Here is a 23,767-nt window from a genome sequence, read left to right as displayed (position 1 = left end):
TCTTCCCTCCTATTGTTCAGGCGTCCAGTTTGGCAAGAATTCCTCTTGTAAAAAGGCTGTGTTGTAGTCTCCGGCAATCACTTTTGGATGACCGATCAGATCCATTTGGAATTCTGCATTCGTCACTACACCCTCAGTCACTAATTCAGCCAAAGCTCGCTGCATTTTCATCAATGCTTCAAATCGATTTTCTCCATGAACGATGACCTTTGCAATCATCGAATCATAGTAAGGAGGAATCGTATATCCAGAGTACATGGCACTATCCACACGAACGCCCAGACCTCCTCCAGGTAAAAACAAATTATGAATTTTTCCAGGGGAAGGAGCAAAATTAAAGGCTGGATTTTCCGCATTGATACGACACTCGATGGCAGCACCTTGCATTTTGACATCTTCTTGTTTGATATTCAGCGGTTCGCCGCTAGCAATCTCAATTTGTTTTTTTACGAGATCGATATTGGTCACCATTTCTGTGATCGGATGTTCGACCTGGATGCGAGTATTCATTTCCATGAAATAGAATTCGCCAGCTTCATCCATCAGAAATTCGATTGTACCAGCATTGCGATAGCCAACAGCCTGAGCGGCGCGAACTGCTGCAGCTCCTAGTTCTTGACGTTTACTAGCTGATATTACGACCGATGGCGATTCTTCCAAAACTTTTTGATTGTTCCGTTGTAAAGAACAATCCCGCTCGCCCAAGTGAATGATATTCCCAAAAGAATCTCCTAAAACTTGGACTTCGATATGTCTTGCGGGATACACGATTTTCTCAATATACATTTCATCATTACCAAAAGCGGCTTTTGCTTCTTGCTGAGCGGAAGAAAAATGCTGCGGCAATTCTTCTTTTGTCAATACTTTACGTATGCCTTTACCACCACCGCCTGCTGCTGCTTTAAGCATCACTGGATAGCCAATTTCTTCAGCGATCGTCAATGCTTCTTTCACATCAGAAATCGCTCCTTGACTGCCGGGGATCACTGGCACTTGTGCTTCGATCATCAACCGTCGGGCATTGATTTTGTTCCCCATTGCATCGATTGTTTCACTCTTAGGACCAATAAAGACAATATTGCATTCTTCACACATAGATGCAAAACGGCTATTTTCTGATAAGAAACCAAATCCGGGATGGATGGCTTCAGCTTTGGTAACGATCGCGGCGCTTAATATTTGTTGCACATTCAAATAAGAGTCTGCTGCTTTCGCCGGGCCAATACAAATGGCTTCATCGGCAAGTTCTGCATGTAACGCTTCTTTATCTGCTTCTGAATAAACTGCGACCGTTTGGATCCCAAGTTCGCGGCAAGCACGTATAATGCGAACAGCGATCTCACCACGGTTAGCTATCAATACTTTAGAAAACATTTTTCACCTATCCAATCATGAAGGTAAGTTCTGCTTCTGCAACTTTTTTGCCATCAACATAGGCAATCCCTTTGCCGATTCCTGCTGCAGATTTTACCTTGAGTATTTCTACTTCTAAGATCAATGTATCTCCTGGTGTTACTTTTTTGCGGAATTTTGCTTTATCAAGTCCGCCGAAATAAGCGGTTTTACCTCGAAAATCCGGTAAAGACAAGAGTGCAACTGCCCCCGCTTGGGCCATTGCTTCAACGATCAATACACCAGGCATGACTGGTTCATGAGGAAAATGGCCTTGAAAAAAAGGTTCGTTGATGGTCACGTTCTTCTTTGCTACCACCCGTTTTCCTTCTTCTAGTTCTTCAATGCGATCCACTAAGAGCATAGGATAGCGATGGGGAATGATTTCTTTGATTTCTTGAATTGACATAACTGACATAGCTTACCCTTCTTTCACACGGAATAATGGTTGATCGTATTCAACGATCTGCTCATTTTCAACTAAGATTTCAACTAATTCGCCATCAACATCGCTAACAATTTCATTCATTACTTTCATTGCTTCAACGATACAAAGGACATCCCCTTTTTTGACAGAATCGCCGATTTGTTTGAATTGGCTTTGTTCAGGACTAGGTTTTAAGTAAACCACACCCACTAAAGGTGAAACGATCTCCGTTCCCGCTATAATTGGCTCTGAACTAACCTCGAGGGTTCCAGCAGCTGTTGGTTGTACGCTTGGTACTGGTGCAGCTGCAGGGATGCTTTCAACTTTGACATCTGAACTCTCGGATGATACTTGACGGCTACTGAACGAATTTTTATTAAAATAAAGTTCGATGTTTTCTTTTTTGAGCTGCAATTCAGTCAAAGAGGACTGATCAAATTGGGAAAGCAGATCCTTGATTTCATTTGTTTCCAATTAAGCTTCCTCCCAACGTTTCAATAAGATGACTGCATTGTGTCCACCAAAACCTAGTGAGTTACTCATTGCATACGTAATTTCTGCTGGCTGGCTTTGGTTTTTCACAATATTTAAGTCGATTTCAGGATCTTGTTCACGAACATTGATGGTCGGTGGAATAAATTGATGCTGCAATGCTAAAAGCGAGGCAATTGCTTCGATTCCTCCTGCTGCCCCCAATAGATGTCCTGTCATAGATTTTGTACTGCTGACGTAAGGTTTGCGATAGTCGTCCCCTAAACCATATTGGATCGATGTAGCTTCAGCTACATCATTAGCTGGTGTGCTTGTTCCGTGAGCATTGATATAGCCAACTTCGGCTGGAGTGATCGCTGCTTCAGACATCGCGAGTTTCATTGCTTTTCCAGCACCTGAACCGTCAGGATTCGGTGCAGTCATATGGTAGGCATCACAATTGGCACCATAGCCAACAACTTCCCCGAGAATCTTCGCTCCGCGCTTTTGGGCATGTTCAAATGATTCTAGAATCAAAACCCCAGCACCTTCTCCCATCACAAACCCGCTGCGGTTTTTGTCAAATGGTGTGGATGCTTTGTCTGGATCAGATTCCGTTGTTAATGCCGTTAAAGAAGCAAAACCAGCGATACCAATCTCACAAATCGTTGATTCAGATCCGCCAGCAATCATCACGTCTGCATAACCATGTTTGATATTGCGGAAAGCTTCACCAATCGAATGAGTACCGGATGCACAAGCAGAGACCGTAGTTGTACAAATGCCTTTTGCCCCCACACGCAATGCAATGTTTCCTGCCACCATGTTGACGATCGACATGGGCACAAACATTGGAGACACACGATTTGCACCTTTTTCATGCATTCGAATCACTTGGTCTTGAATAGTTGGCAAACCTCCAATACCTGATCCGACCATGACACCGAATCGATCGGCATCTAACGCTTCAGAATTCAAACCCGCCATTTTCATTGCTTCAAGGGCAGCATAGATCCCATAAATCGAAAAAAGATCCATCCGTTTCGTATCTTTTTTGACAAAGTATTTTTCTAGTGGAAACTCTTTGACTTCAGCTGCTACTGAAATCCCTGTTCCACTGGCGTCAAATTTGGTGATGGGGCCAATCCCATTGGTTCCATTTTGCAAACTAGCTAAAAATGTTTCTGGATCATTCCCAATTGGGGAAGTCACACCGTATCCTGTAATAACTACTCGATTCATAAGTATCTCCTTTCTATCCTTGCATGGCCATTCCGCCATCTACGCTGACTACTTGACCTGTGATATAAGCGCTTTGGGCCAAAAAAACCGCAGCTTTTGCGACATCTTCTACAGCACCAAATCGCTGCAACGGAATATTATTGATCGATTGTTCTTTTACCTTATCAGAAAGAACTGCGGTCATCTCCGTTTCAATAAATCCTGGTGCGATCGCATTACAGGTAATGCCTCTAGCCGCTCCTTCGCGGGCAACTGATTTGGTAAAACCAATCACGCCAGCTTTACTTGCTGCATAATTTGCTTGACCAATGTTGCCAGTCAATCCTACGACACTAGTCAAATTAATGATGCGTCCTTCGCGTAGTTTCATCATCTTTTTGAGAGCTACTTGCGTCATGTTGAAGGTTCCAGTCAAATTGATCTTCAATACACTTTCAAATTCTTCTGGTTTCATGCGCAACAATAACTTGTCATTGGTGATTCCTGCGTTGTTGACTAAAATGTGGATCGGTCCTAATTCCGCTTCCGCTTGTGCAAGCATCGAAACAGCTTGATCGTATTCGGATATATCACCGTTGACTGCGATGCATTTCACACCAAAACGGGTAATCGTCTCTATAAGAGTTTGAGGTATCTCTTTCCGCCCATTCAATACGATATTGGCTCCTTCTTTGGCAAATGCTTCTGCAATGCCAAAGCCAATCCCTCTTGAACTACCAGTAATAAAGACATTTTTATTTGTCAGTTCCATAAATTCCTCCTAATCAAACCTTGAAAGTGTGTCAAAAAGTGTTTGAGCATCTTCCACTCTCGAAGCAGCAATGGTTTTATCGATTTTTTTCAAAAAACCGGTCAATACTTTTCCGGGACCGATCTCGATCATCTGCTCAATTCCCATTTGTTTCAACTGCTCGATGCTTTCATAAAAACGCACAGGTGATTTGACTTGCTTCTCTAATAATTCTTTGACTTGTTCTTGTTTCATCGGTTTCGCAGTCGTGTTGCTGATCACCGGCACCTGTAAATCTTTGATTTCAATTTTCGCCAGCTCTTGAGCAAGTTGTTTAGAAGCAGGTTCTAAAAGTTTCGTATGGAAAGGGCCGCTGACATTTAATGGAATCATTCGTTTGGCTCCCGCCGCTTGCAATAACTGAACGGCTTGGTCAACCGCAGCTACTTCCCCACCGATGACAATTTGCTGCGGCGTATTGTAATTAGCTGGCGAAACGATCCCTACTTGGCTAGCTTCTTTACAAATCGCCTCAATGGTTTCAGCCGGAGTATTCATCACAGCGACCATTTTACCCACACCCTGCGGTGCGGCATTTGCCATAAACTTGCCGCGTTTTTGCACGAGGGCTACAGCAGTTTGAAAGTCTAATGCGCCGCTTGCTACTAATGCGGAATATTCACCTAAGCTCAAACCAGCCAAAGCATCGGCCTGGAGACCTTTTTCTTTTAACAAACGCCAAAAAGCCACACTGACGGTTAAAATGGCTGGCTGCGTATATTCAGTTTGATTCAAACGGTCATTTTCAGTAAAACATAGTTCAGTCATATCATAGCCGAGCATCTCACTTGCTTCCGCAAAGGTTTGTTGAACACTTGATTCTTGCTGATATAACTCCTGACCCATTCCTACATATTGGGCTCCTTGACCGCTGAATAAAAATGCTGTTTTCATTTTAAACTCCTTTTTTGAACTGAAAGATTTTGGAGAAAATGGCATCTTCACTCGCAGATCACAGCGAATGAAACACACTCTTTCTATTACAAGGAAAGGCTAGGCTGTTTGCCTAGCCTCGTTTTTTATGCTTGTTGTTTTTCAACGTATTTAACTAGATCTTCGACAGTTTTGATGCCGTCTTCAGTTTCGATTTTTACATCGAATTCATCTTCGATCTCGTTAATGATTTGGAAAAGGTCTAAGCTGTCTGCTTCAAGATCCTCTTGAATGTTTGTGTTTAATTTGATTTCTTCTTTTTCTTTTCCTAATTCTTCTGCTACGATTTCTTGAATTTTTTCGAATACCATGTGTATATTCCTCCAATGTGTTTTCTTCAATATTGATTGTGAACAGGCTATAAAGCTGCCAGCATGGTCCCCCATGCTAATCCGCCGCCGAAACCTGAGAACACCACTTTTTGTCCGCTGCCTAAAGACAGCGTGCCGCGTTTCACTTCTTCATCTAACAAAATCGGAATTGAAGCGGCTGAAGTATTGCCATAAAATTGCATATTTTGCAAAAACTTATGTCGCGGGACCTTTAATTTCCGAGCCACTTTATCTAAGATTCGGGAATTGGCCTGATGCAACAAGTAATAATCTACCGATTCATGCTCACTGATTGCATGAATGGATTGAACGACATCGCGTGTCGCAAAATCAAAAATTTCACGACCAACCATCTGCATACAAGCACTGTATTGGGTTGACGAACTTCCGTAAGGATTCTTATTTTCAACAAAACCTGATGTCAGAGAGAGTCCTCTGGTTCCATCAGACTGCAGCGATTCCTTCAAGAGATGCTGATGGTTGGTTGCTTCTAAAAGCACCCCGCCTGCCCCGTCTCCAAATAAAACTGCGGTTGAACGATCTTCCCAATCCAAGACCTTTGACAGCACTTCACCGCCAATGACGAGCCCTTTTTTAGAACCGGTCCGAATCAATTTTTCTGCTAAAGACAATGCATAAACAAATCCGGCACAAGCTGCGCTGATATCAAAAGCAAAAGCTTGATGGGCGCCAATATTCCCTTGAACTTGGCAAGCAACTGCCGGTGTATTGAAATCCGGAGTGATGGTCGCTACTAGGATAAAGTCCAATTCATCTGGAGCAAGTCCCCTTGATGCCAAAAGTTTCGTAGCAACATTCGTACATAAATCGGAAGTATTTTCTCCATTACTAATTCGACGTTCTTTGATTCCTGTACGTGAAAAAATCCAGTCATCTGATGTATCCATAATTTCTGAAAGTTGCTGATTCGTCACGATTTGTTCAGGAACATAGCTTGCTGTTGCGGTAATCTTTCCAAACATATTCATCCGTTACACTCACTTATAATCTTGTAAAAAGTCATGCAGATTTTTTAAGGCTTTAAGTAAAGCTTGCTCTTCATCCGTAGACATCTGGCTTAGAACGCCTTTGACCATCTCACGGTGAAAATGTTGATGTACCCGATAAAGCAATTTGCCTTTTTTTGTCAACGCAAGTTTGACTACGCGTCGATCGTCTTCACTGCGAATGCGTTCTACATATTCTTTTTTAACCAAACGATTGATTGCAATGGTGAGGGTCCCAACAGTAATAGAAAGCTCTTTAGCGACTTCTGAAGTTGTTTTCTTCTTGTACATGCCGATTGCTTCAATCGTATGCATTTCTGTGATTGAAAGATCTTTAAATTGTGATTTCTTTAATTCTGATTCTTCGATCACGAGAATGTCATTGAAGACACTGACTAAATAGTCGTTGACCGTTTCTAAATTTGGTTCCATATCTTTCACCATCCGAATAGTTTGATAATCAAATCATTTGATAGTCAAACTATAAAGTAACTTTTAGAGAATTGCAAGAAAATTTTTTGATTTTTATTTTTTTTAAGCGCATTTTTATTTTCAGTACGCTTTTCTAACCTTCACAAGTTTTTAAGTTGACAATTACCAGAGAATCGAGTAGTTAAAAATTATTTTGATTATCAAAGATTTCTTCCATCATTTCACGAAAATGATTATCGTGTCAGAACATCACTTGTTCTGCACCTTAAATTTTGGTATCGTTGCAGTGTAGAAATGAGGTGATGGACATCAACGCACGGATCGAATACTTAAAGCAAAAAGCAAATGCGTTACCCCAAAAACCTGGGATTTATTTAATGAAAGATTCTCATGGCGGAATTCTGTATGTTGGAAAAGCTAAGCAATTGAAACAACGAGTTTCTTCTTATTTTCGCAAAAATACACAGCATACAAACAAGATTCTGCGTTTAGTTCACAATGTCGTAGATTTCGAAACAATTTTCGTAGACACAGAACTCGATGCGCTATTGTTAGAATGTCAGTTGATTCAGCAACATCGTCCCATTTATAACCGTCAAATGACCAACTTTCTTAATTACCAATACATCCGCTTTGATGCAGGAAACATTGTTCGAACAAATGAGGCAGCAGAGGATGCAATAGGACCTTTTCGCCGATCCAAGCAATTGCCGGAAATCATTGAGATATTGACAGAAACGTATCAATTACCTTCTGTCAATCCTTATAAACTTCTCTCGTTGTCCAAACAGTTGCCGTTGATGCAAACTATTCCTTTGGAAGAAAAACTGAATGAGCTGAAACTTTTCTTTCGTGCAGAAAGCAAGACAATATTTCGTTATCTCGACCAACGATTGCATTATTTTGCGGAACAGTTACTTTTTGAACAGGCAGATCAACTACTGTACCAAAAAAAATTGCTTCAATCCTTTTATCGAGAAATCCTCGAGGTGAATACTCTGATCGCTCTCCCAGAAGTTCGCTTTGAGATTCCTCTTGAAACCTCTCTTGAAGCTTCTCTTGCTGCCGATTCATCACAAGTAAAAGTCTATCAACTCTCTTTTGGACAAATCATTCATAGCGAAGTTGTATCAACCTCTGATGCTTTTGTTCCAGCACCTTTAACAACAGCTAAACGATTGCTGCCAACAGACCTTGACCCTCTACATATAATTTTGCGCCAGTTAAGACAATTAAATTTTGTGCTCTCAAATACCTAAACGCTCAAATGATTGCAACAAAAAACCAGCGCTCCTTAAAGAGGAACGCTGGCAATGCGTATGGCATTTTTCATCTGAACGCTGATACGTTTATTGGATCAAATCATAAATTTCCATGGCTACAATATCAATATTATCAAATTGATAAGGCTGACTTGACTCTGCTTCCGTTAACTCAAACGTTTCTGTGGTGTTATCGTAGGTCACTGTGCATTTTTCTACGCCTTCTTTTTCGAAACGGCGAACTTGAACCTCGTTGTCTTGCGCTTCGACCATCGCTTCTAAACGTTTGATGATAGCGACTAATTGCGAACTTTTCATTCGTAAGCCTCCTTTTTCTGTCCGTTATATTGTATCAAATCATATTCTATCTTGCATTGATTTTTTACAATTTATTTTGTCATTTTAAGATTTTTTTCCATCTTGCCACCAAAGCTTAATCAGGGCTTGAGTCCCATCACTTTCATAGCCAGCTTCCGCTAAGCGATCGTACATTTTTTTTGCCAAAGCCGTACTTGGCAAATCCAGTCCCATTTTCGCTGCTTCATCAAGTGCGATACCTAAATCTTTGATAAAATGTTTGACAAAAAAACCAGGTGAATAATCTTCTTTCAAAATACGGGGGCTGTAGTTGGCCAATGACCAGTTTGCGGCGCTGCCACCAGATAATGTCTCAATGACTTGCGGAAGTTCTAAACCTGCTTTATCGCCATAGACGAGCATCTCAGTCATTCCAGTCATCGTGCCAGCAATCATGATCTGATTGGCCATTTTTGTGTGCTGGCCTTTGCCGGCAGAGCCATGAAGATGACACGTTTTTCCGACAATCTCAAATAGTGGTTCAACTTTTTGATAGGCTTCCTCGTCACCACCCGCCATTATCGTCAACGTTCCATTTTTTGCTCCAAGGTCACCACCAGAAACTGGCGCATCAATACTTGCCGCACCATGCTCTTTTGCCGTTTGATAGATTTGTTCTGCTAATTTTGGCGTACTAGTTGTAAAGTCAACTAAATATTTTGCCGCGACATCGGTTTGAAAAATTCCCTTTTCTCCATAGTAAACTTCCTCAACATCTGCAGGATAGCCGACCATTGTGAAAACAACTTCACTTTCAGCAGCAACTATTTCAGGCGTATCACACCAAACCGCTCCCTTAGCGACTAATTCGTCTGTTTTGCTTTTTGTACGATTATACACATTTACATGATGTCCGCTTGCTAAAAAGTGACCGACCATTGATTGGCCCATGACACCCGTTCCAATAAAACCTAGCTTCATAGTCATACCTCCAAAAATAAAAAAATTCACGTCTTTAGTATACGCTAAAAACGTGAACTTGACTGCAATAATGTTTAATCAATTGTTCGTTTAAATGATTTCAATTTGACTTTGAATTTTTTCAATGTTTCTTCGGTTTCCTTGTCTAGACGTTCTGTCTCATAGTAAGCGATCATATCATGGTAAAAAGAAAGCATCGATTCACCAAAGTGTGCCGCAGAGATTTCATACATTTTTCGTGCTAAGACACTTTCATCCCTAGGAATCTGCTGTTGATAATAATGAATAAATGCAGAAGCAAAATCTTGATCGGTGTCAAAGGTCACACCAAGAGATGGATCATCGATCAATGTATTTAAATAATCATTGCCTTCAACGACTAAAGGCGTACCTGCTGCCATTGCTTCTGTATACGTCAGTCCTTGTGTCTCTGAAGTAGAAGCACTGACGAAGAAATCTGCTGCATGATAATAGATGGCTACTTCATCATTTGCAACCTCTCCAACAAAATGAACATGGTCAGACAAGTTCATTTCTTGAACTTTTTCTTCCAATTTTTCTTTGTAAGGCCCTTTGCCCACGATCACTAATTTGGCTGAAGGAATTTCTGCTAGAATATCAGGCAGTCCATCAACGATCGCTTGGATATTTTTCTCATAAGAAATACGACTCAATGATAATAACATTGGCTGGTCTTCTTCAATCGCCAATTCTTGACGCAAGGCTCGTTTCATTTCCAGAGTGATATCCGGGCGGCGAAATTTCTCTACCTCAATACCAGTGGGAATGATGCGCATCGGCGACACAACGCCATAACTGCGTAGTGTATCGATGACCCGTTCACTCGGGCAGACAACCCCAGTAGAATGATTGGCAAACAGACGAGAGAAATACTTTACGTGTGTAGGTCGCAAAACTTTTCCTTTCGCAATATAATGCAGATAATCTTCATACATTGTATGATAGGTATGAATCACAGGAATCTGTAGTTTTCGACCCACCATTTTTCCCAGTAGTCCCGCACCAAATTCAGTATGGGTATGAATCAGTTCTAGTTCCAACTCTTTCGCAATCAAATAGGCATACCACATGCCCCGCACCACGATTCTACGGTCTTTGAAAGACACGAAAGGCACACTAGGCATACGAATGATATCTTCCTCATCCATTTCTGCATTTGGATCTGTAGTCGTAAAGATATAGACCTTATGGCCCTTCTTTTCCAACTCTTCTTTTAATGTTTTGATCGATGTCGCTACACCGCTCACTTGCGGAAAATATGTGTCTGTAAAAAATCCGATCTTCACAACGGTACCTCCAAACTTGCCGTCAATCAACGGGTTTTTCTTCTAAAACGCTTTGATAAACTTTCTTTAACTCTTTTCCAATTTCTTCAATACTCCGTTCTGCAGCTGCTTGATAGCCGGCAGCTGACAGATCTGGTACACGACCTTCTACGATGTTAGCAATTTGTTCAACGAACTCATCAACTGTCCGTCCCATATAAGAATTGTGATTCTCTTGCAACCAACCATGATAAACAGGAATGTCACGCACTAGAACTTTCTGCTTACTAGCAAGCGCCTCTAACACAACGATCCCTTCTGTTTCTTCATAGGAAGGAAAGAAAAACAGATCTGCTCCAGAATAGGCCCCCTCAATCACATCTCCTTTGATATAGCCAGGAAAAATAACATTTTCAGGATGGTTTTCTTTCACGAGATCTCGAACCGCTTTAGGGATCGTATACATAGGTGTATGTCCAAACCAAATAAAAGTATACTCTGGCATGCGGCGAGCAATCTCAACAAAATCGACAATTCCTTTTCTCTCAAAATACAAGCCAACAGAAATAATCACTTTTTGATCCGCCGACAATTGGAAATAGTCGCGAAAAGCCTGTTCTTTTTTTGGTTCCGGACGATATTTGTCCAAATCAATCCCATTAGAGATCGCACAGATCGGTACCTTGATGCCATACCCTTCCAATAGTTCTTTTGCGTAGGGCGTTGGGGTTATCAATTGATCGGCTCGGGAATATAAATTGATCAAATATTTTTTGTATAATGGCGATAACTGGTTTGAGCCGATAAATGAATTTCGAAAATCTTCTTCAGTCGAATGCGCATGGTAAATTACCTTTTTGCCTTGTTTCCTTGCTTTATTGATTTGATTCAACGAATTGATCCCATACGTATTAATATGAAGTATATCATAATCCTCAGCTTGTTTGTCTAATGTATATTCAACACCGATACTGCTCAGTGCACGTTGCTGATGCGCAAGTGCTCTGCCGATACCAGATTTCTCTAAAAGCTTTTCACTTTCAAAATAGAGAAGTACTTTCAAACGAGATTCCTCCTTCTAAACTGTTACATCTAGTATAACATAGCTAGACGAGAACACCCTCCAACTCAAGGCCTAGTTTTTGTGTTGATTTCTATCATACGTCAAAAAGCTGGTTTATCAAAGGTCATCAAAACAATATGACAAAACTGTTCGCTCCCAGACCACAAAAAAAGCAGCAAGCGAATTCGCTTACTGCTAACTTTTAACTACTTTACATATTGATTGATCAATTCGACTACTTCTTCCATCGTATCGCAATCTTCCAAAGCACGTTTTGCTAATTCTTGCATGTCAGTTGTTGACAAGCGTTTCATTAAGCTCCGTGTTTTAAGTACAGAAGTTGCGCTCATAGAGAATTCATCTAAGCCCATACCGACTAGAAGTGGCACAGCAGTTTGATCGCCGGCCATTTCTCCACACATACCAGCCCATTTACCTTCAGCATGTGCTGAATCGATTACGTTTTTGATCAAACGTAGAATAGATGGGTTATATGGTTGGTAAAGATATGAAACTTGTTCATTCATACGGTCTGCAGCCATTGTGTATTGGATCAAGTCATTGGTACCAATACTGAAGAAGTCTACTTCCTTGGCAAATTTGTCAGCTAAGACAGCTGCTGCAGGAATTTCGATCATGATACCTACTTGAATATCTTCAGAGACAGTTACGCCTTCATCGATCAATTTTTGACGTTCTTCTTCGTACATTTTTTTCGCAGTACGGAACTCTTTCAATGTTGCCACCATCGGGAACATAATACGCAAGTTCCCGTGAGCAGAAGCACGTAACAGCGCACGAAGTTGTGTACGGAACATGCCGTCACCCAACTCAGACAAACTGATACGCAATGCACGATAGCCTAAGAATGGGTTCATTTCGTGTGGCAATTTCAAGTAAGGAAGTTCTTTGTCCCCACCGATGTCCATTGTACGAACAACGACTGGTTTACCAGCCATTCCTTCAAGAACTGCTTTGTATGCTTCATATTGGTCATCTTCTGTAGGAAAATCAGGAGAATCCATGTACAAGAATTCTGTCCGGTATAAACCGACAGCTTCTGCACCATTGTTGTGAACACCTTCAAGATCTTTAGGCGTTCCGATATTTGCAGCTAATTCAAAGTGCTTGCCGTCAGCTGTAACGGTTTGAGCATCTTTCAATTTTTCCCATTCTGCTTTTTGTTCCGCGTAAGCTTTCCCTGCTTCAATAAATTCAGCAGCTTGGTCTTCAGTAGGATTGATGATAACATCTCCTAAGATTCCGTTAACTGCCAGAATATCACCAGCATTCACTTTAGCTGTGATTTCTTTTGATCCTACGATTGCAGGAATTTCAAGAGATCGAGCCATGATTGCTGAGTGAGAGGTACGTCCCCCGATATCAGTTACAAAAGCTTTAACGAAGTTGCGGTCTAATTGCGCAGTATCACTTGGTGTCAAATCGTGAGCAACGATAACAACTTCTTCGTTGATCATTGAAGGATTTGGCAACGTCACATTTAGCAAATGTGCCAAGATACGTTTCGCAACGTCTTTGATGTCCGCTGCACGTTCTTGCATGTATGCATTGTCATCCATTGCTTCAAACATGCCGATATACATGTCAGTGACTTCTTTCAATGCAGCTTCTGCATTGACTTTGTTATCTGCCATGTTTTGTTTGATTTGTCCGATCATTTCAGGATCTGACAGAACCATTAAATGAGCATCAAATACTTGTGCTTCTGCCTCGCCTAAAGATTGCGCTGCTTTGTCACGGATTTGTTGCAATTCCGCTGTTGACTTTGCTAGTGCTTCATCTAAACGAGCTTCTTCTGCTGCCGTATCTTCAACATTTACTTTTGAAAAAGATAAATCAGGTTGTACTAACAGGTAGGCTTTGGCAACGGCTACACCATCACTAGCAGCAATTCCTTTTAGCATCTCAACCATTATTCAGACAAACCTTCTTTTTTCATTGTTTCAACGATTGCAGCGATTGCATCTGCTTCGTCAGCACCTTCAGCAGTGATTGTAACGTCAGAACCTTGACCAACACCTAGAGACATAACGCCCATGATTGATTTAAGGTTTACTGATTTACCTTTGTACTCCAAGTTGATATCAGAGTTGAATTTGCTTGCTGTTTGTACTAATAAAGTAGCTGGACGTGCGTGAATCCCTGTCTCAGCAACTACGTGAAAATCTTTCTTTTCCATATTGATCAATCTCCTTTATGATACGGTTTTTTTGTGGTGAAGGCTTTTTTTGACTCAGTCAATTGTCAGACTCAAAAAAACGCCCTTTCAACTGTTAAGATTACCATTTTTTTCTCTGATAGACAACCGTTTTCTCTTAAGAAAACGACTGAAATGAACCTATATTTGTTTTTATGGTTGGTACCGATAGATGATCTTGCCATTCAAGCCAGCCTCGCCGACAAATTTCATGCGGTCTTCCAATTTTAACCATGCTTCTCGAAATAGCAGAAATTCGGATTGTTCTACCAGCAATTCGTCGATTTCTCCAGAGCGCAACTGTTCAATTTGTTCAACAAATCGATTTTCATTCATCTCTATCACCTCTTCATCTTCTCCATTATAAACGATTCTTTTTTCAGGGAAAAGTTGTTTCCGTCATCAAAGCTGAAATCCTTGCAGTCTGAAAAAAAAATTGTATAATAAAGTTATGGTCAGTAAAGGTCAATGAAATTTTTGACGCTGCTGACAATTATTCACCGAATCTGCAAGTGTATCTTTTTACCATGAGTAAAAATCGCGGTAGAATGATAGATGAGCAAATGATAAGAAAGGTCGTGAACATATGCTTTGTCAAAACTGCGGTAAAAATGAAGCTTCTATTCATCTTTATGCCAATGTCAATGGTCAAAGAAAACAACTCGATTATTGTCAAAGTTGTTACCAAAAATTAAAAGCACAATCTGGAAATCCAACAAATATGATGGCTCAGGATCCCTTCGGCTTCGGAAATCTTGATGACCTTTTTCGACAAATGTCTCGCCAAATGCAACAAGGAAATTCACCTTATGAACAAACGCCTCCAACTCAAACTGGAGGAAACGGCATAATCGGCGGACAACCTCCGCGCAATGGCCAAGCACCTTCTGGTCTTTTAGGCGAATACGGCATCAATATCACACAACAAGCTCGAGACGGCGGGATCGATCCAGTCGTAGGACGTGACGATGAAATTCGTCGGGTGATCGAGATCTTGAATCGCCGAACGAAAAACAATCCTGTATTGATTGGTGAGCCTGGTGTAGGTAAAACCGCTGTCGTGGAAGGTCTGGCACAAAAAATTGTCGACGGTGACGTTCCTCAAAAACTAATGGATAAAGAAGTGATTCGCTTAGATGTTGCGTCACTGGTTCAAGGAACGGGTATTCGCGGACAATTTGAAGAGCGGATCCAAAAATTGATTGAAGAAATCAAACAAGCCGAAAATGTCATCTTATTCATTGATGAAGTCCATGAGATCGTGGGCGCAGGGGCTGCTGGTGATGGCAACATGGACGCTGGAAACATTCTGAAACCAGCATTGGCTCGCGGCGAATTACAAATGGTCGGCGCAACGACATTGAACGAATATCGCATCATTGAAAAAGATGCAGCATTAGAACGTCGTTTGCAACCTGTCCGAGTCGATGAACCTTCTGTAGAAGAAACCATCAGTATTTTGAAAGGATTACAGCCTCGATATGAAGATTACCATCATGTAAGATATACGGATGAGGCAATCAAAGCTGCTGCTACCCTTTCCAATCGCTACATCCAAGACCGTTTCTTGCCTGATAAAGCAATCGATCTTCTGGATGAGACCGGCTCGAAAAAAAATCTGACTATTCAAATTGTCGATCCAAAAACAATCGACAAGAAATTGCAAGAAGCAGAAGAACAAAAACAAGCTGCTTCTAGAGAAGAAGACTTTGAAAAAGCTGCTTACTACCGAGATCAAATCAATAAGCTGCAAAAAATGAAAGAACGTCAAATCAGTGAAGAAGAAACACCCGTGATCACCGAAAAGGATATGGAGCAAATCGTTGAAGAACGGACGGGCATTCCGGTTGGCGAACTCAAAGAAAAAGAACAAACTCAGTTGAAAAACTTAGCTCAAGATCTGAAATCACATGTAGTCGGACAAGATGAAGCAATCGATAAAGTTGCTAAAGCGATCCGTCGTAATCGTGTGGGATTAGGAAAACAAAGCCGTCCGATCGGTTCGTTCCTTTTTGTCGGACCAACTGGTGTTGGTAAAACAGAACTTGCTAAACAACTTGCCTATGAAATGTTTGGCTCTGAAGAATCAATGATTCGTTTTGACATGTCAGAATACATGGAAAAACACAGTGTCTCCAAACTGATTGGTTCTCCTCCTGGTTATGTTGGTTATGAAGAAGCTGGACAGTTAACGGAAAAAGTCCGTCGTAACCCTTATAGCTTAATTCTTTTAGATGAAATCGAAAAAGCTCACCCTGATGTTCTGCATATGTTTTTGCAAATCTTGGATGACGGTCGTTTAACTGATGCTCAAGGACGCACGGTCAGTTTCAAAGACACATTGATCATCATGACAAGTAATGCCGGCACTGGAAAAGTAGAAGCCAATGTTGGTTTTGGAGCAGCCCGGGAAGGTGTCACACGATCTGTCTTGAATCAGTTAAATAACTACTTCACACCAGAATTTCTGAATCGCTTTGATGGCATCATTGAATTCAAAGCATTAAGCAAAGAAAATCTGTTATCCATCGTTTCTTTGATGCTCGCAGATGTCAATCAAACCTTAGCCAATCAAAAATTGCATATTGAAGTTCCAGAAAATGTCCAAGAAAAATTGGTAGAGCTTGGTTATAGTGCTACGATGGGGGCTCGCCCATTACGCCGAACGATTCAAGATCATATCGAAGATGGTATCGCAGAATTTTATCTTGATCATCCTCAAGTCCATGATCTACAAGCAACTTTGGATTCTGAAGACAAAATCATTGTGACAGCAAAAACTGTTGACACACCCGAAGAGCCAAAGGAACAAGAAAAACAGCCATCTGATGATGAGTAAAATCCTCGCAACAGCCAGACATCGTACCTTATTTGTCTAGATTTCTATGCCAGACGCCTGAATAACCTCAAAAAAACCAAGGTTTTCAAGCTGTCTGGCTTTTCTTTTTAAAAAAAACGCCCTATAATATTAGTAAAAATACATAGAATGTGAGGTGAGTATGGTGAAATTGATCAATGTGACAAATAGCCATTCTCGATTAGTTATGAATCAGCTTGAAAATACCGATGCTGAAATGGTAAAAGTATATACTGCCGGAGACATCACAGTCATCTTTACTTCTGCCCCAAATCACAACGAAATATTGCTGATCAACAAAAAACGCGCAATCAAACCTACCGAAATTGAAGAAATCAAACATTACTTCTTGAAAAAATTACCGCCTGGTTCTTATGAACCTGAAACGATCTCAGTTATTGAAATGCCAGATATTGTAGAAATTTCTATCCAAAAATCGCTTTCTTCGCAAACCTAATACCAATGAAATCACTATAAAAAATATCTATAAAAGATGACTGTCACAGCCCTCTTTTATAGATATATTTTTTTGACTTATTTATCGTTGCCCCTGCGAAACAAACAATCTTTAAGCAAAAGCATCTGTGCCATGGACTCAATCAACAGATCGATCCTAGCTAATTTTTGGGGCACTTTCAGATCGAATTCGCCGTTCGATGATCCTCCCATTGATAAATATCCCTAACCTTTTCCATGTTTCAATGTTATGGATATCCTCAAGAAAGAAAAAACACTGATTCTTTTTTGATTCAACGAATCGATCAGAAATAACGATATCTGCTTCTGCAAGGTTTTCTACCATAGTTACAGTTTCCTTTTTATATACACCTGTTATATAATTTTTTACTAACATTACATAGTTGGCATGATAGGTAATATTAATCATGACATTCAAAGGTTCCGCCATCACATGTCCAACATAGGAGTATAGTAGCTCTGTTAGTTGTGTACTAAATATATCCAAATCTCTTTCCGCTATGCTTTTTTTGTAAACTGATTTTATCATCTCTTTTATTTTTAGAAACTTATCGTTCAACAACAATTTCTTATCTTCGTGGTAAAAGAAGGAACTTAAACTCAGCTTATCCGTGATCAAAAAACGATATACAAGATGAAAAACAAATGTGCTATGAAGGTTGGCAGGGATACTGTAACTCTCCTCCATTTTCTTCAAAGCTTCACATGCATGATCTACGATAGGATTTCCAGATAATTTCATTAATCGCTCCCCCAATCGTTCGCAGATTTCAGATGTCAAATACTCTGGAAAGAAATAAATAGCGAAAAGATAGTAAAAGAATTTTTCTGCCTGATAAATAGAATGATTGATCTTTTTATCTAACGGATAAAAAGTCTGACAAAATCCTAGTCGGATTTCTTCATATAAACAGTCGCTTATAGCCGTCTCCTCTTTTGAATCTATATCAGTATAACTTCCTATTTTATGGGCATCCATAAAAACTCTAGTTATTCTAGAAAGTTTCTCTTGCTTGATCCTCGTTACATTCTTTTCGTTATAATAACTATAATAATTGTCCTCAGCAAATGTCGAAGAATGTGTATTCAGAATATAGGAAAGTACTCGTATCTGGCTTTCCTTACCTTCCACAACTAAATAATTCATTTTCTTCCTAATCTGGCAATCGACTCCAATCGTTCGAATGATATCGTTTGCTTTATTGACTAATTTGTAACAATAAGACTGACTATAATTAAATTGCATTGATAACTTGACCATACCTACTTTTCGATGTTTAAGAAAGTTGATCATGCGCCAGAAATTTCTTAGGAACTAATGTAACGTAAAACTTACGGACATCTGCAGATTGCGTAACTACCCATTCTTCTGCGTTTTCAAAAGCCGCACTTAAGCCATTACCAAATGAAGAGATCGCTAAAATGTCATCAGTAATCAATTCATTCAGTGAAATCTCTACATTTATACTACCTTCATGATTTAATAGCTCCTTACTAAAATCAATTTCTTGAAAATCAAAATTTATTGGTTCATCAATTGCTAGAAAGACATTCGATTCTTCTATGGCATGAGTTTTCTCTTTTTCCTATAATCATCTCTCTGACGAAGACTATTTACGATTTTACTATCCACGCTTCATCATAATGTTCGATCGTAAACTGAGAATTTGGGTATTCACTCTTGACAAATTTTTCGACAGCATCCAACTCTGTATCTATATTTGCAATTAAAATGATATAATCTACCTTATTTGTATAGTTCAACTCTATTATGTATTGTTCGGCGTCTATCCAATAGGCATCAATTAATGTATTATCCGTGCTCTCATTAGAACGTTTGAAGCCATCCATAATCAGAACATTCGTTGCATCGAGGATTTCTAATGTTTCTTTTACAATGTTTAATGAATTGTGCAAGTAATTTTCTACTTGTTTTAAAGTATAATTTATAGGAAAAACACATTTTCTAAGAAAATATACGTGTCTTTTATTTGTAAATCGTATGGAAAACATTTTTCCTCTCATACTTTTACTTTCTGATATTTCCATCATTTTCAAATCACCTTCAGAGATTATTTATGGCAAATGACCTTCCTACACTTTAAAATAAAGCATTTATAACCTTTTTAGTTATCTTTTTTTGTCAAAAAATTACACATTATGTACAATCTTTTTTTGACAGAATCGACTAACCAGCTTAGAATTAGATAAAAAAATCCTCTTAAAAAGCTTATAGATCTTTTTAAGAGGATTTTTTCTAGCAGAATTTTTATTTGAAAACTAACGCATTATCCGTTCCGTTCAATCATCATGTCAAAGTAATTCTAGTTCCAAATCAAAAGGGGATGCGATCTTTTTTACATCGATCGTGCCTCGTTTACAAATTATAATTTTTTCTCATGGCATGATTCTTTCGAGATGATTGTTTAATTTCTGTAATAGTTCCAGCATTTCCTTTTTTGAGTAAGCAAAATTCGTTTCTACCCAATAATTCAATACGGAAAGACAACCTTGAATATGATAGGTCGTAAAGTATCTCATCTCTTCAGTAATCACATTCTTTTTATCTTCATACAACCAAATTTCCAAGTAATTTTTTTCGATCAACTGTTTCATTTTTTCTTGTACCTCCAAACCGTTTGAATAAGTAATGAATAGCTTGTAGACAAACGAATGATGATAGACGTACTCAACTAGATTTATATACAAGTCTTCATAGCTGTGAGTGTTATCAAAGGAAATCAGTTGATTGATGTCTTGGAAGAATCGCATTTCCAGTTGCTCATATAGATCGTAAATATCTGTATAGTGTTTATAAAACGTGGATCGATGCAAATCGGCTGTTTCTGTTAGCTCGCGTATAGTGATTGATTGTATTTTTTTATCCATCATCAGTTTTGATAAAGCCTCTGCCAACGCCCGTTCAGTTTTTTTAAACCGACGATCCTCTTTATTCATTCTACTTCCCCCTATTCGACACTTATGGCTAGACTTGTCGTTTAAACGACAAGTTCAAGTAAGATTGTCCATAGATAATCGACAAAGTGTCTATTATACTATAAGTGTATCACAGACAACCAATGATTAGGAGAATAAAAAATGACTTTAACTTTCAGAAATTTAGAAAAAAAAGACTATCATAAAGCCATCCAGTTTGCCATCAAAGGAATGCACTTTGATTGGTATATCAAAAACAAACTGCTCTTAAATCTTTACGGCAGATATTTCTGGTACTTGGAATTAAATCGCGCGACTGAGATTATTGCTCTCTATCACGAAGATGTATTGGCTGGAGTTTTACTAGCGGAAATAAGCGGTGCACCTAAAGCGCATACTTCTTTTGGACAAATGATGTACATAAAACTATTTGAATTCTTACAGAATAGTTTTGCCAAAGAAAGTGCCGGAGCATATGATGCCGGAAACAATCAACTCCTTTCTGAATATTTAAGTGACCATTCACCGGATGGGGAAATCATTTTCTTAGCAGCTAATCCTGATATACCTATCAAAGGGATCGGAACGCGGCTGCTAAATGAACTACAGAAAAGAGTGCAAGGAAAAGAAATTTATCTTTTTACAGATAGTGCTTGTACGTATCAATTTTATGAAAAGCGCGGTTTTCAACGTCAAAAAGAAAAAAAGATTTCATTAAAATTGCCCAACAAAAAAATTGATCTTCAGTGCATGCTCTATAGCAAAGTGATTGACAAATGATAGCCATGCTACGCAACAAAAGCGTTTTTCAAATGAGTGCAAAAAAGCACAGCCCTAATGGCTGTGCTTTGCTAATGATTGGAATAAAAATTTATCCCCTGTTCGGTATCTTCTACATAACTATGCGCTGGAGCTTTAGTCACTAAATAACAAAAATAAAAATCCCCAATACAGGCTGACCCATGAAAAGAAGCCAACCAGACAAATGCATAAGGAGAAATTTCCCTATACGCATACAACAGCCATAAGACCACAGTGATCAAGACAAAAGGAGCAAGCAAAATAAGTAAAAACTGCCACCTTGAATAAAAGGAATTAGGACTTGTTGCATAGGCCAAACCATTCTTAAAACCAAATTTGACTTTTCCTTCCTTATTGAACAGCTTAAAAAAAATCCCGTGAATCAATTCGTGAACGATGATTAACCCTGCCATTGATAGAATGGCAATAACGAGATACATTAAATCGATAGTGACTTCTTCCGATAACTTTCTGTCTAATGTTAAAAGCGTAAATAAAGCAAAGAAAATAACCAATAGAGGAATCGTTAAGATATTCAGTTTCATGATCAGCTTTTTATCGTCAAGCAAATTGACACGCTTGATTAATTTCATAATGACCCCCTTACTCCTATTTGCAACACTATAAGCGCTCGTCTCACGTCATAAATTATTATATCAGTCTTTTTAGACCAAAACAATTCGATTTTTTACTGATACAAAACAAAAAAACATTCTTATCAAAAACGATAAGAATGTTTTTTTAGACAAGAACCAACTCATTTCTCGCTCCCATCATTTGAGAACACTTGCCGTCACAAGTACTAGCAGTGTTTTCACATCAAACTTTTCAATTCGACATCTGGATATTTGTCGGCGAACCAACGCATCGCGAATTGGTTCTCAAACAAGAACAATGGCTGGTCGAAACGGTCTTTGGCTAAAATGTTGCGACTTGAACTCATCTTTTCATCCAAATCTTTAGGATCGATCCAACGAGCAATCTTATGTCCCATTGGCGACATGATCACCTCTGCATTGTACTCGTTCAGCATTCGATATTGAAATACTTCGAATTGCAGCTGTCCAACCGCTCCAATAATGTATTCATCACTGAGATACGTTTTATACAATTGGATGGCTCCTTCTTGCACTAACTGATAGATCCCCTTATGGAATGATTTTTGTTTCATAACATTTTTGGCTGTTACTTTCATAAAGAGTTCAGGTGTAAACGAAGGTAATTCTTCATAGGCGACTTTCAATTTCCCTTCATATAAAGTATCACCAATTTGATAATTTCCGGTATCATATACCCCAATGATGTCGCCGGCAACAGCTTGCTCAATATTTTCGCGAGTGTCTGCCATGAACTGGGTCACATTACTTAATTTCATTTTTTTGCCTGTCCGCTCAAGCGTGACATCCATTCCCCGTTCAAATGTTCCTGAGCAAATGCGGACAAAGGCAATCCGGTCACGGTGTGCGGGGTTCATATTGGCTTGGATTTTGAAAACAAATCCTGAAAGCTCTTGTTCGTATGGACTAATTTCTTCTCCTGTCATTGTCTTATGTCCGTAAGGTGCTGGTGCAAATTGTAAAAATGTTTCTAAGAAAGTTTGCACACCAAAGTTTGTTAACGCAGAGCCAAAAAAGACAGGGGTTTGATCACCACGAGCGATTTTCTCTTCATCAAAGGAATCGCCAGCTTCTTGTAATAATTCGACTTCTTCCAACACTTGTTGATAGACACCATTTTGATTCAGCGGATGATCTTGGGGAATTTCACCGTTTTGATCAAATGGAATCAGGCGTTCACCGCCATGAGATTCTGGACGATAAATTTCAACCCGTTGATTGTGAATGTCATAAAGTCCTTCAAGCCCTTTTCCCATTCCGATTGGCCAATTCATTGGGTAGGACTCGATTTGAAGCAACTCTTCTAGCTCTTCTAAAAGTTCTAATGGTTCACGACCATCACGGTCTAATTTGTTGATGAAGGTAAAGATCGGGATTCCCCGTTTTTTTACGACTTGGAAAAGCTTTTTCGTCTGTGCTTCGATCCCTTTGGCACTATCAATAACCATCACGGCGCTATCAACAGCCATTAACGTACGATACGTATCTTCAGAGAAATCCTCATGTCCTGGTGTATCCAAAATGTTCACACGTTTTCCTTGATAATCAAATTGCATTACAGAACTAGTGACAGAAATCCCCCGTTGTTTCTCGATTTCCATCCAGTCGGATTTAGCAAAATTACCGGTTTTCTTTCCTTTGACAGTTCCTGCTTGGCGAATTGCTCCCCCAAATAGCAGCAACTGCTCAGTGATCGTTGTCTTCCCAGCATCCGGGTGAGAAATAATCGCAAAGGTGCGACGACTTTCAACTTGTTGTTTTAAATTTGGATTCTCCATGTTATGTAGTTACTCCATTCCTTGAAATTAGAACTCTCTGTGTCTATACAAAGATTTTCTGACCAAATCAGTATATCATGTATCAAGAGCGGAAAAAAGAAAAATTACAGACAAATGCTCTCTATCATTCAGATTCGAAAGTCTAGAGAGCAACTGTTTAAGCAGCT

At 39.5% G+C, this 23,767-nt stretch carries 26 protein-coding genes; 4 read left to right on the top strand and 22 right to left on the bottom strand.

Features of this window, described 5'->3' with window-relative positions; translation table 11 throughout:
- Nucleotides 1-9 precede the first annotated feature (9 nt).
- The 9 genes from ACTFWY_RS03040 to fabT form a co-directional block, all read right to left on the bottom strand.
- Entirely contained in the window at nt 10-1,374 is a 1,365-nt protein-coding gene (locus ACTFWY_RS03040; RefSeq protein WP_439926519.1) for an acetyl-CoA carboxylase biotin carboxylase subunit, read from the bottom strand.
- Nucleotides 1,375-1,381: 7 nt separating this feature from the next.
- Nucleotides 1,382-1,801 (bottom strand): 3-hydroxyacyl-ACP dehydratase FabZ, encoded by a 420-nt coding sequence (gene fabZ / locus ACTFWY_RS03035; RefSeq protein WP_029486743.1) that lies wholly within the window; start codon nt 1,799-1,801, stop codon nt 1,382-1,384.
- A gap of 12 nt (nt 1,802-1,813) precedes the next feature.
- Nucleotides 1,814-2,293 carry an acetyl-CoA carboxylase biotin carboxyl carrier protein gene (accB, locus tag ACTFWY_RS03030; RefSeq protein ID WP_003126350.1) on the bottom strand — a complete coding sequence of 160 codons (480 nt, stop codon included), beginning with the start codon at nt 2,291-2,293 and terminating at the stop codon, nt 1,814-1,816.
- Nucleotides 2,294-3,532, bottom strand: coding sequence for a beta-ketoacyl-ACP synthase II (gene fabF, locus ACTFWY_RS03025; protein ID WP_003126348.1), 1,239 nt, complete (start codon nt 3,530-3,532; stop codon nt 2,294-2,296).
- 13 nt (nt 3,533-3,545) lie between these two features.
- Nucleotides 3,546-4,283, bottom strand: a complete 738-nt coding sequence (gene fabG / locus ACTFWY_RS03020; protein ID WP_003126347.1) for a 3-oxoacyl-[acyl-carrier-protein] reductase — start codon at nt 4,281-4,283, stop codon at nt 3,546-3,548.
- A gap of 9 nt (nt 4,284-4,292) precedes the next feature.
- Nucleotides 4,293-5,216 carry an ACP S-malonyltransferase gene (gene fabD / locus ACTFWY_RS03015; RefSeq protein WP_081132182.1) on the bottom strand — a complete coding sequence of 308 codons (924 nt, stop codon included), beginning with the start codon at nt 5,214-5,216 and terminating at the stop codon, nt 4,293-4,295.
- Nucleotides 5,217-5,341: 125 nt separating this feature from the next.
- Nucleotides 5,342-5,566: an acyl carrier protein gene (locus ACTFWY_RS03010; RefSeq protein WP_003126345.1), complete on the bottom strand. Its 225-nt coding sequence runs from the start codon at nt 5,564-5,566 to the stop codon at nt 5,342-5,344.
- A 47-nt stretch (nt 5,567-5,613) separates the two neighbouring features.
- Entirely contained in the window at nt 5,614-6,576 is a 963-nt protein-coding gene (locus tag ACTFWY_RS03005; protein ID WP_029486739.1) for a beta-ketoacyl-ACP synthase III, read from the bottom strand.
- 9 nt (nt 6,577-6,585) lie between these two features.
- A complete protein-coding gene (fabT, locus tag ACTFWY_RS03000; protein WP_005471259.1) occupies nt 6,586-7,026 on the bottom strand; it encodes a fatty acid biosynthesis transcriptional regulator FabT in 441 nt (146 codons plus the stop codon).
- Between the two features lie 302 nt (nt 7,027-7,328).
- On the opposite strand from fabT, the gene ACTFWY_RS02995 reads away from it, so the two are divergent.
- Nucleotides 7,329-8,285 (top strand): GIY-YIG nuclease family protein, encoded by a 957-nt coding sequence (locus tag ACTFWY_RS02995; protein WP_081132180.1) that lies wholly within the window; start codon nt 7,329-7,331, stop codon nt 8,283-8,285.
- 90 nt (nt 8,286-8,375) lie between these two features.
- Here the strand turns inward: ACTFWY_RS02995 and ACTFWY_RS02990 are convergent, their stop codons facing one another.
- The 7 genes from ACTFWY_RS02990 to ACTFWY_RS02960 all read right to left on the bottom strand — a co-directional run bounded on the left by ACTFWY_RS02990 (nt 8,376) and on the right by ACTFWY_RS02960 (nt 14,469).
- On the bottom strand, nt 8,376-8,606 hold the full coding sequence (locus ACTFWY_RS02990; RefSeq protein ID WP_003126341.1) for a YkuJ family protein: 231 nt from the start codon (nt 8,604-8,606) through the stop codon (nt 8,376-8,378).
- An 84-nt stretch (nt 8,607-8,690) separates the two neighbouring features.
- Entirely contained in the window at nt 8,691-9,566 is an 876-nt protein-coding gene (locus ACTFWY_RS02985) for an NAD(P)-dependent oxidoreductase (protein WP_311810604.1), read from the bottom strand.
- A 74-nt stretch (nt 9,567-9,640) separates the two neighbouring features.
- A complete protein-coding gene (locus ACTFWY_RS02980; RefSeq protein WP_021149858.1) occupies nt 9,641-10,873 on the bottom strand; it encodes a glycosyltransferase family 4 protein in 1,233 nt (410 codons plus the stop codon).
- A gap of 22 nt (nt 10,874-10,895) precedes the next feature.
- A complete protein-coding gene (locus tag ACTFWY_RS02975) occupies nt 10,896-11,915 on the bottom strand; it encodes a glycosyltransferase (protein ID WP_311810603.1) in 1,020 nt (339 codons plus the stop codon).
- 206 nt (nt 11,916-12,121) lie between these two features.
- Entirely contained in the window at nt 12,122-13,849 is a 1,728-nt protein-coding gene (ptsP, locus tag ACTFWY_RS02970; RefSeq protein ID WP_003126336.1) for a phosphoenolpyruvate--protein phosphotransferase, read from the bottom strand.
- A complete protein-coding gene (locus ACTFWY_RS02965; protein WP_003126335.1) occupies nt 13,849-14,115 on the bottom strand; it encodes a phosphocarrier protein HPr in 267 nt (88 codons plus the stop codon). The genes ptsP and ACTFWY_RS02965 overlap by 1 nt, the downstream gene beginning before the upstream one ends.
- Before the next feature lie 171 nt (nt 14,116-14,286).
- Nucleotides 14,287-14,469, bottom strand: a complete 183-nt coding sequence (locus ACTFWY_RS02960) for a hypothetical protein (protein WP_005471251.1) — start codon at nt 14,467-14,469, stop codon at nt 14,287-14,289.
- Nucleotides 14,470-14,719: 250 nt separating this feature from the next.
- Here ACTFWY_RS02960 and ACTFWY_RS02955 point away from each other — a divergent pair, with 250 nt between their 5' ends.
- On the top strand, nt 14,720-16,972 hold the full coding sequence (locus tag ACTFWY_RS02955; protein ID WP_311810602.1) for an ATP-dependent Clp protease ATP-binding subunit: 2,253 nt from the start codon (nt 14,720-14,722) through the stop codon (nt 16,970-16,972).
- Between the two features lie 163 nt (nt 16,973-17,135).
- Nucleotides 17,136-17,447 (top strand): DUF1827 family protein, encoded by a 312-nt coding sequence (locus ACTFWY_RS02950; RefSeq protein WP_029486733.1) that lies wholly within the window; start codon nt 17,136-17,138, stop codon nt 17,445-17,447.
- Between the two features lie 156 nt (nt 17,448-17,603).
- Here the strand turns inward: ACTFWY_RS02950 and ACTFWY_RS02945 are convergent, their stop codons facing one another.
- The 4 genes from ACTFWY_RS02945 to ACTFWY_RS02930 all read right to left on the bottom strand — a co-directional run bounded on the left by ACTFWY_RS02945 (nt 17,604) and on the right by ACTFWY_RS02930 (nt 20,425).
- Nucleotides 17,604-18,614, bottom strand: coding sequence for a hypothetical protein (locus ACTFWY_RS02945; protein WP_311810601.1), 1,011 nt, complete (start codon nt 18,612-18,614; stop codon nt 17,604-17,606).
- A 130-nt stretch (nt 18,615-18,744) separates the two neighbouring features.
- A complete protein-coding gene (locus tag ACTFWY_RS02940) occupies nt 18,745-18,906 on the bottom strand; it encodes a hypothetical protein (protein WP_311810600.1) in 162 nt (53 codons plus the stop codon).
- 175 nt (nt 18,907-19,081) lie between these two features.
- Nucleotides 19,082-19,519 (bottom strand): hypothetical protein, encoded by a 438-nt coding sequence (locus ACTFWY_RS02935; protein WP_060813395.1) that lies wholly within the window; start codon nt 19,517-19,519, stop codon nt 19,082-19,084.
- A 345-nt stretch (nt 19,520-19,864) separates the two neighbouring features.
- Nucleotides 19,865-20,425 carry a TetR/AcrR family transcriptional regulator gene (locus tag ACTFWY_RS02930; RefSeq protein WP_081132173.1) on the bottom strand — a complete coding sequence of 187 codons (561 nt, stop codon included), beginning with the start codon at nt 20,423-20,425 and terminating at the stop codon, nt 19,865-19,867.
- A 141-nt stretch (nt 20,426-20,566) separates the two neighbouring features.
- Between ACTFWY_RS02930 and ACTFWY_RS02925 the strand changes: the two genes are divergently transcribed.
- The gene (locus tag ACTFWY_RS02925; RefSeq protein WP_171917547.1) at nt 20,567-21,184 is read left to right on the top strand and encodes a GNAT family N-acetyltransferase; all 618 of its coding nucleotides are present in this window, start codon (nt 20,567-20,569) and stop codon (nt 21,182-21,184) included.
- 71 nt (nt 21,185-21,255) lie between these two features.
- Here ACTFWY_RS02925 and ACTFWY_RS02920 read toward each other — a convergent pair whose 3' ends face one another.
- Nucleotides 21,256-21,798: a DUF3267 domain-containing protein gene (locus ACTFWY_RS02920; protein ID WP_311810599.1), complete on the bottom strand. Its 543-nt coding sequence runs from the start codon at nt 21,796-21,798 to the stop codon at nt 21,256-21,258.
- Nucleotides 21,799-22,019: 221 nt separating this feature from the next.
- Entirely contained in the window at nt 22,020-23,600 is a 1,581-nt protein-coding gene (locus ACTFWY_RS02915) for a peptide chain release factor 3 (protein WP_081132170.1), read from the bottom strand.
- Between the last annotated feature and the right edge of the window lie 167 nt (nt 23,601-23,767).

Origin of the sequence: Enterococcus sp. 125944 (assembly GCF_051909435.1) — a bacterium.
GTDB lineage: Bacteria > Bacillota > Bacilli > Lactobacillales > Enterococcaceae > Enterococcus_D > Enterococcus_D gallinarum.
Note: the sequence above shows the minus strand (reverse complement) of the source record. Positions and strands in the feature narration are given on the sequence as shown.

Bases quoted from the DNA above. Each gene is read 5' to 3' on its own strand.
- ACTFWY_RS03040 (WP_439926519.1), bottom strand. From the start codon at position 1,374: ATGTTTTCTAAAGTATTGATAGCTAACCGTGGTGAGATCGCTGTTCGC.
- fabZ (WP_029486743.1), bottom strand. From the start codon at position 1,801: ATGTCAATTCAAGAAATCAAAGAAATCATTCCCCATCGCTATCCTATG.
- fabF (WP_003126348.1), bottom strand. From the start codon at position 3,532: ATGAATCGAGTAGTTATTACAGGATACGGTGTGACTTCCCCAATTGGG.
- fabG (WP_003126347.1), bottom strand. From the start codon at position 4,283: ATGGAACTGACAAATAAAAATGTCTTTATTACTGGTAGTTCAAGAGGG.
- fabD (WP_081132182.1), bottom strand. From the start codon at position 5,216: ATGAAAACAGCATTTTTATTCAGCGGTCAAGGAGCCCAATATGTAGGA.
- ACTFWY_RS03010 (WP_003126345.1), bottom strand. From the start codon at position 5,566: ATGGTATTCGAAAAAATTCAAGAAATCGTAGCAGAAGAATTAGGAAAA.
- ACTFWY_RS03005 (WP_029486739.1), bottom strand. From the start codon at position 6,576: ATGAATATGTTTGGAAAGATTACCGCAACAGCAAGCTATGTTCCTGAA.
- fabT (WP_005471259.1), bottom strand. From the start codon at position 7,026: ATGGAACCAAATTTAGAAACGGTCAACGACTATTTAGTCAGTGTCTTC.
- ACTFWY_RS02995 (WP_081132180.1), top strand. From the start codon at position 7,329: ATGGACATCAACGCACGGATCGAATACTTAAAGCAAAAAGCAAATGCG.
- ACTFWY_RS02990 (WP_003126341.1), bottom strand. From the start codon at position 8,606: ATGAAAAGTTCGCAATTAGTCGCTATCATCAAACGTTTAGAAGCGATG.
- ACTFWY_RS02985 (WP_311810604.1), bottom strand. From the start codon at position 9,566: ATGAAGCTAGGTTTTATTGGAACGGGTGTCATGGGCCAATCAATGGTC.
- ptsP (WP_003126336.1), bottom strand. From the start codon at position 13,849: ATGGTTGAGATGCTAAAAGGAATTGCTGCTAGTGATGGTGTAGCCGTT.
- ACTFWY_RS02965 (WP_003126335.1), bottom strand. From the start codon at position 14,115: ATGGAAAAGAAAGATTTTCACGTAGTTGCTGAGACAGGGATTCACGCA.
- ACTFWY_RS02960 (WP_005471251.1), bottom strand. From the start codon at position 14,469: ATGAATGAAAATCGATTTGTTGAACAAATTGAACAGTTGCGCTCTGGA.
- ACTFWY_RS02955 (WP_311810602.1), top strand. From the start codon at position 14,720: ATGCTTTGTCAAAACTGCGGTAAAAATGAAGCTTCTATTCATCTTTAT.
- ACTFWY_RS02945 (WP_311810601.1), bottom strand. From the start codon at position 18,614: ATGAATTATTTAGTTGTGGAAGGTAAGGAAAGCCAGATACGAGTACTT.
- ACTFWY_RS02935 (WP_060813395.1), bottom strand. From the start codon at position 19,519: ATGATGGAAATATCAGAAAGTAAAAGTATGAGAGGAAAAATGTTTTCC.
- ACTFWY_RS02930 (WP_081132173.1), bottom strand. From the start codon at position 20,425: ATGAATAAAGAGGATCGTCGGTTTAAAAAAACTGAACGGGCGTTGGCA.
- ACTFWY_RS02925 (WP_171917547.1), top strand. From the start codon at position 20,567: ATGACTTTAACTTTCAGAAATTTAGAAAAAAAAGACTATCATAAAGCC.
- ACTFWY_RS02920 (WP_311810599.1), bottom strand. From the start codon at position 21,798: ATGAAATTAATCAAGCGTGTCAATTTGCTTGACGATAAAAAGCTGATC.
- ACTFWY_RS02915 (WP_081132170.1), bottom strand. From the start codon at position 23,600: ATGGAGAATCCAAATTTAAAACAACAAGTTGAAAGTCGTCGCACCTTT.